The 3443-nt window shown below is 38.0% G+C and carries 5 protein-coding genes; 1 reads left to right on the top strand and 4 read right to left on the bottom strand.

The window, feature by feature from the left end:
• On the top strand, window positions 1-532 hold a 532-nt coding region (locus ABZA26_RS10685), incomplete at its 5' end, for a metallophosphoesterase (protein ID WP_372714514.1).
• Window positions 533-588: 56 nt separating this feature from the next.
• Here the strand turns inward: ABZA26_RS10685 and ABZA26_RS10690 are convergent.
• The 4 genes from ABZA26_RS10690 to ABZA26_RS10705 form a co-directional block, all read right to left on the bottom strand.
• A complete protein-coding gene (locus ABZA26_RS10690) occupies window positions 589-1119 on the bottom strand; it encodes a chromate transporter (protein ID WP_372714515.1) in 531 nt (176 codons plus the stop codon).
• Complete coding sequence (locus tag ABZA26_RS10695) at window positions 1116-1682, bottom strand: chromate transporter (RefSeq protein WP_372714516.1); 567 nt, start codon at window positions 1680-1682, stop codon at window positions 1116-1118. Before ABZA26_RS10695 ends, ABZA26_RS10690 begins: the two co-directional genes overlap by 4 nt.
• Before the next feature lie 107 nt (window positions 1683-1789).
• Complete coding sequence (locus ABZA26_RS10700; protein ID WP_372714517.1) at window positions 1790-2914, bottom strand: HD domain-containing protein; 1125 nt, start codon at window positions 2912-2914, stop codon at window positions 1790-1792.
• Window positions 2915-3110: 196 nt separating this feature from the next.
• A partial coding sequence (locus ABZA26_RS10705) for a pyrroline-5-carboxylate reductase dimerization domain-containing protein (RefSeq protein ID WP_372714518.1) occupies window positions 3111-3443 on the bottom strand: 333 nt, incomplete at its 5' end.

The following is a 3443-nucleotide window of genomic DNA, read 5'->3' on the forward strand; positions in this document are numbered from 1 at the left end:
ATCAGAGCAGGAAGATAATGAATTTGAAGAAGTCTTGTGGCACAGGGGGGTACTGGGAGAGAAAAGACTGAAATACCTAAGGGAACTTCCCCTATACCACGAGTTTTATATGAGCGGAAAACTGGTAAGAATATGCCACGCCTCACCAAAGGATGTCTTAAAAAGGGTTCACGCCACAGCAAGCTACGATGAAAAAATGGAACTTTTTGAAGCTCCTGAAGACTCAGAAATAGATTCAGATGTGGTAATATACGGGGATATTCACGGAGCCTATTCACAGTGTTTTGATAAAAAAATGATTTTCAATGTAGGTAGTGTGGGGAATCCCCTTGAGATGACTCTGGCTTCCTACGGGATAATAGAAGGAAAATATAAAGGCCTGGATGAGGGGATTTTTTCCATGGCTATTGTGAGAGTACCATATGATATAGAGCTGGCTGTACAGTATGCCATCGACAAGAAGATACCGGCTTTGGAGTTTTATATAAGTGAGCTGAGGACAGGGGTGTATAGAGGCAAAAAAAACAAATAAACAAAAAGAGTCCATACCTGCAAGGGTTTATGGACTCTTTTTGTTACAGGGTGATTTTATAATAAAATTACCCCTGTGAAAGCCGAAAGAAAAATAATATAAACTGGATTTATCTTGTATTTGTGGAGAAGAATAAAGGCTAAAATTGAAATTGAGATAGCCCCTATACTTATTTCTTTTTTGATGAAATATGTATCCTTTGCGATGATATACCCTGCATAGCCGATCAGTCCTATAGTGACAGGTTTTATACCGAAAAAGAATGCGTCTTTATAGAGGTTTCCTTTTAGTTTTATAAGTATAGCCGAGAGTATCAGTATAATAATTATAGAAGGAGTGATAACCCCTGCAGTGGCTACTACACCGCCGAAGAATCCGCATAATTTGTTTCCCACATAGGTAGCAGAGTTGACCCCGATAGCACCTGGAGTCATCTGTGCCACTGACACGAGATCCAGAAATTCCGGGATGGTCATCCATTTCCTGGCCAGGAGCTCCTCCTGAATAAGAGGCAGCATAGCAAGCCCCCCGCCAAAGGTAAAAAGTCCAATCTTGAAAAAAGTAAAATAAAGTGTAAAGTAAATCATTTTTTATCACCGTCCAGATATTTCAGAGTGAATCCCGGGAAAAATCTGTATAACATAAGTCCAGACAGAGATCCAAAAATAATCAGATTTATGGGAGAAAAAACAGAAAATACAAGTGCTGTGAATGATATTGTCAGGAGTATTATTCCTACGATATTGTTTGCTCCAGACCTGAAAAGTCTGAGTAAAGAATGTGCCATAAGGGCCAGCAGTCCGGCTCTGACTCCTGTGAGGAGTTTTTTTGCCAGGACAGTGTCAAAAGTCCCAGAGAGAAACGTTACTATGAAAGATATAACAAAGAGAGAGGGGAGAGTCACTGCCACTGAAGCAATAATAGCCCCTTTTACCCCTGCAGACTTCCTTCCTACAAATGTAGCTGTGTTTATGGCGATAACCCCTGGTGTCATCTGGGCTATGGCTATGATCTCTAAAAGTTCGCCTTCGTCTATCCATTTTTTCTTTGTAATGATCTCTTTTTCTATGAGGGGAATCATGGCGTATCCGCCACCAAAAGTAACTGCCCCTATTTTAAAAAACGACCAGAAAATTTCCCATAAAATCATAAGTTCTCCTTGTAAAAGATTTAATTTTTAAAACTATTATATCGAAAAAAAGCTTAAAATTCCACTATTGAATTTTAAAAAGTCCCGGAAATAAAAATCCCGGAGAGTTACTCCGGGAAGACCTCATAAACTTTATTTCTGAATTCTTCATATATTGAAAGAGAATCCAATGCTTCCTTTCTCTTTTGAAATACATTTAAAAGTTCGTGGTAATACCATTTTTGCTTTTCTTTAGGAGCATTAAACCTTTTCCACACATGATTTCCAGCCAGCTTGTAGTCGGCACTGATGCATGAAATATTGTGATACTTATCTGCACAGGCTACGATTATCTCCTCAGTAGTTGCTTCTTTTTGTAAGAAGTCAATCTCCCTTTGTTTTCTGGTTTCCCAGGGAAGATTTTTATCCTTGTCTGAAAGATGGAGGACTATTTTTGCCACTTCTTTACCAAATTTTGTTTTTATATCCTCATAGGTAACATGGGAATCTTCTATGGTATCGTGGAGGAGGGCAGAAAGAATAAGATTTTCTGGGCAACCTTCCTCTCTGAGGAGCATAGAAACCATCACAGGGTGGACAATATAGGGGGTAGTCGTTCCCTTTCTCCACTGGTTTTTGTGGGCTTTTGTAGCCAGAGTCAAGGCTCTCTGGAAAATATCGACTTTATCCAAGTGGGATTCGGTGCATATTTCCAGATATTTCCTCTGAGTAAGGATATGGGGATCAAGGTTGGAAAACTCATCAGCATAGTCTTCCGGAACTATCCAGACCGACTTTTTTGAAATATTCAAAAAATCGTCCCTGAGTTCGGTACTGTCATTGAGGCAATCTTTATTTCTAGACATATTAAAGATGAAAACAATATCCGGTTGAAATTTTAAGGTGCTAATAAAATGGATTGGATTGAGAAGGCTGTACTCTTTATTCTGAGGTTCTATAGAGTTGATATGTTGTTTGAATGTAGTCCGGGCTGATGTGGAAAAAATAGTCATTGTCTCTATTGTTTCTGTTGTGAGAATAAGGTGATAAGTAGTATCAAAAGATTGATAATCTGATAAGATATTCAAAAATTTATTGATAAAAGTTTTTATTTTATAAGTAGAGGTTACACCTCCTGCATTCATTATAACTAAAGGATTTTTAAAATTTTTAGCTCTGAATCTGGAGAGCTGTTTCCTCATTTTCTTTTCAAAATCTTGTAGTTCTTCTTCGGAAATCATATTTTTTTCCAAGTCGTTTCCCTCCTATAATCTGTAAAGATTAAGAAAATCTTCTTAGTTAAGTTATAGTATACTTTGTCGATTCTTACAAATTAAAAAAAATTAATTATAAGTTAATATAAAGTATAAAAATAAGGATGTGAAGAATAGCTTCCTCTATAATTTATAGAGGGAGCTATTCCGGGAAAATTTTTCTGAGAGAGAAGGGTTATTTACTCATATCTTTTGATTTTTTTGCACAGGCCTGTACAGCCTTTATTACAGATTTTCTGAATCCCTCTTCTTCAAGGACTTTTACAGCCTCTATAGTGGTACCTCCGGGAGAGCATACTGCATCCTTTAGAACTCCGGGATGTTTACCGGTTTCGAGTACCATCTTTGCTGATCCTAAGACAGTCTGAGCCGCAAACTGATAGGCTTTGTCCCTTGGCATTCCTTCTAGTACAGCTCCGTCGGCTAATGCTTCGATGAACATAAATACATAGGCAGGTGAAGAGCCGCTCACCCCTATTACGCTGTGGATAAGATATTCAGAAAGAAC

Origin of the sequence: Ilyobacter sp., assembly GCF_041583315.1 — a bacterium.
In the GTDB taxonomy this organism is placed as follows: Bacteria; Fusobacteriota; Fusobacteriia; order Fusobacteriales; family Fusobacteriaceae; genus Ilyobacter.

Bases quoted from the DNA above. Each gene is read 5' to 3' on its own strand.
- ABZA26_RS10695 (WP_372714516.1), bottom strand. From the start codon at position 1,682: ATGATTTTATGGGAAATTTTCTGGTCGTTTTTTAAAATAGGGGCAGTT.
- ABZA26_RS10690 (WP_372714515.1), bottom strand. From the start codon at position 1,119: ATGATTTACTTTACACTTTATTTTACTTTTTTCAAGATTGGACTTTTT.